At 36.3% G+C, this 3,362-nt stretch carries 4 protein-coding genes; all 4 read left to right on the forward strand.

The window, feature by feature from the left end; all coding sequences use genetic code 11:
- On the forward strand, window positions 1-941 hold a 941-nt coding region (locus tag AAC053_RS13710), incomplete at its 5' end, for an APC family permease (protein WP_339757800.1).
- A 24-nt stretch (window positions 942-965) separates the two neighbouring features.
- Window positions 966-1,979: a type II glyceraldehyde-3-phosphate dehydrogenase gene (locus tag AAC053_RS13715; protein ID WP_339757803.1), complete on the forward strand. Its 1,014-nt coding sequence runs from the start codon at window positions 966-968 to the stop codon at window positions 1,977-1,979.
- 12 nt (window positions 1,980-1,991) lie between these two features.
- Window positions 1,992-2,603, forward strand: coding sequence for a class I SAM-dependent methyltransferase (locus AAC053_RS13720; RefSeq protein WP_339757806.1), 612 nt, complete (start codon window positions 1,992-1,994; stop codon window positions 2,601-2,603).
- 29 nt (window positions 2,604-2,632) lie between these two features.
- On the forward strand, window positions 2,633-3,362 hold a 730-nt coding region (locus AAC053_RS13725; protein ID WP_339757810.1), incomplete at its 3' end, for a class I fructose-bisphosphate aldolase.

Genomic DNA, 3,362 nt, shown 5'->3' on the forward strand with positions numbered 1-3,362 from the left:
TAACTGCTTATATATTAAATATTTTAGGTAATAAAGTTATTGGAGCAACTGCTACCTTTACAGCAATTATTAAGGTTGCAGGAATTGCATTGCTCGCCATTGCAGGTCTAATAATTTCTGGGATTGCAGATATTACTGGGAATTATATTCCAAATAATTCCGAAACTATGCCACAAGGACTTGCCTTTGTAGCAGCACTTGCGCTAGCGATTCTTGCCTATAAAGGATTCACAACAATCACGAATCAAGGTGGAGATATTAAAAACCCTCATAGAAACCTTGGTAGATCCATTGTGTATTCTATTCTTATCTGCACACTCATATATGTAGCATTGGCACTCTCTGTTGCAGGAGGTTTAAGCATCCCTGAAATAATTGAAGCGAAAGATTATGCCTTGGCAGCAGCAGCAAAACCTGTATTTGGAGAATGGGGTTTATGGATTACCATAGCAATAGCGATTGTTGCTACTTTTTCTGGAGTGTTAGCTAGTATGTTTTCCGCATCACGTTTATTGGGAATGTTAAGCAATATGAAACAAGTGCCATCCTTAAAAAAACTAGGAAATTTTAAAAACCCTGCACTTATATTTACAGCTTCTCTTGCTATTTTATTGACTGTTCTGTTCGATTTAACTAGGATTGCTTCCATAGGAGCTATTTTTTACCTCATTATGGACATTGCTATTCATTGGGGACTTTTCCGTCACCTAAAAAAGGACGTGAAATTTCAACCAATCATTCCGTTAATAGCTATTGTAATGGATATTGTTGTACTCGTTGCCTTTCTATATTTAAAATATCTCAACGATCCGTTGGTACTCATCGTAGCCGCAATTGGAATTATTTTAATACTTGTTGCAGAACGTTTTTTTATGAAGTCGCATACAGACGATGAAGGCAACATGCAAATGGATGTGGAGATGGAAACTATGAATAAATAAAACAAAATCAATAAAATAATAAGCATGAAAAATATAGCAGTTATAGGTTACGGAGTCATTGGGAAAAGAGTAGCCGATGCCATTAATTTACAAGATGATATGAACCTTATTGGGGTTTGCGATGTTATTAGTGATTGGCGAATTCAAAATGCCGTTAGAAAAGAGTATAATATCTATGCGGCAACTTCAGAAGCAGCTGATAAAATGAAGTCCGAAGGGATTTCTGTAAAAGGTGATATGATAGAGCTTTTGAAAAAATCAGATCTTGTTGTGGATTGTACTCCAAAAAATATTGCAGCGATAAATGTAGAAATCTATAAAAAAAAAGGTATAAAGTTCATAGTTCAGGGTGGTGAAAAACACGAAACTACAGGCCATTCTTTTAGTGCAGAAAATAATTATGCTTCAGCTATAAATCTTGATGCTACAAGAGTTGTTTCCTGTAATACCACTTCTATTTTACGAACATTGTCTGCCTTAAAAAGAGCCGATTTACTGGATTATGCCAGAGGTACATTGTTAAGACGAGCTACCGATCCGTGGGAAAGTCATTTAGGAGGTATTATGAACACCATGGTGCCTGAAAAAGACATCCCAAGCCATCAAGGGCCTGATGCTAAAAGCGTTGATCCCGATTTGGATGTTATCACTTCCGCAGTAAAAGTACCTGAAACTTTAAGCCACATGCACTATTGGAATGTAAAATTAAAAAAGCAGACCACAAAAGAAGATGTACTCAAAGCCTTTAAAACGTCTAGCCGAATTAAACTAATTCGCTACGACCAAGGTTTGGTTTCAAACAATACCATTAAAGAAATGTTTATGGATATGGGAAGACCTTGGGGCGATATGTACGAAGTAGCGCTGTGGGAAGATATGTTGAAAGTGGTAGGCGATGAATTGTTTTATGCTTATGTAGTTGATAACCAAGCTATCGTAATACCTGAAACTATTGATGCCATACGAGCACTTACTGGAATTGAAATGGATGGAACAAAGTCAATATTGAAAACAAACCAAAGCCTATCTATTGTATAAAGTGAAATACTAATGACTAGTACTGAAAAATCAATAAAACGCTACAATCGAATAGCCAAATATTTTGACTCCATGGAAAAGCCAATGGGGACAAGTGGATTTGACCAATGGCGAAAAGAACTTGTGCAACAAGCAACTGGCAAAACATTGGAGGTTGGCGTTGGTACAGGTAAGAATCTTCAGTATTACGCCAAAGACGTTGATCTAACTGCTATTGATTTCAGTAAAAACATGCTCGATAAAGCAAGAGTTAAATATAATGGTGACTTGCTAAAAACGAACTTTTTGGAAATGGATGTCCAAAATATGGATTTCGAGGACAATTCCTTTGATACAGTATTAACGAGTTGTGTGTTCTGTTCAGTTCCAGATCCAGTGAAAGGCTTACAAGAAATTAAAAGGGTTATGAAAACGGATGGTCAGCTCATTATGTTGGAACACGTAAGAAGTGGCAACAGAGTTTTAGGTATTTTTATGGATATATTCAATTTCATGCCATTAAACATAGTAGGTAATAATATCAATCGTAGAACAGCTGAAAACCTAAAAAAAGCAGGATTTACCAATACAAAAGAAACGAAGCTTTGGATGGATATCGTAAAATTCTTCCATGTGAAAAATTGATTTTCGTGAAACTATAAAACTAATAAACTATGAACACATCTGATAATATAATAGAACACCTAGGAGAAAAAGCAGCCTTCTATTTGGATCACGTTTGTGAAAAAATAACAAAGGATGAATTACAAACACCAAGCATAAATAGTCTTGACAAAGTATTTGCTAATAGCAACAGAAATCCACAGGTATTGCGTAGCCTTGCCCAATTATATAATCACGGAAATCTAGGAGGAACAGGCTATTTAAGTATCCTTCCTGTGGACCAAGGCATAGAACATACGGCAGCCTTTTCATTCTACAAAAACCCGGACTATTTTGACCCAGAGAATATAATAAAACTGGCAATAGAAGCTGGCTGTAATGGTGTAGCCTCCACTTTTGGAGTATTGGGTCTAAACGCTCGTAAATATGCTCATAAAATTCCATTTATTGTGAAGCTCAATCACAATGAACTTCTTACCTATCCCACTAAATACGACCAAACGCTTTTTGGAAAAGTAAAAGATGCTTGGAATATGGGAGCAGTTGCGGTAGGTGCTACCATCTATTTTGGTTCCGAAGAAAGTAACAGACAGTTAAAAGAAATAGCCGAAGCTTTTGAAGAAGCTCACAATTTAGGAATGGCTACCATTTTATGGTGCTATACACGTAACGAAGCTTTTAAAACGAAAAAAGAAGATTATCACGCGGCTGCAGATATTACAGGGCAAGCAAATCATTTAGGTGTGACCATACAGGCAGATATTATTAAGCAGAAACTAC

Origin of the sequence: uncultured Winogradskyella sp. (assembly GCF_963975125.1) — a bacterium.
GTDB lineage: Bacteria > Bacteroidota > Bacteroidia > Flavobacteriales > Flavobacteriaceae > Winogradskyella.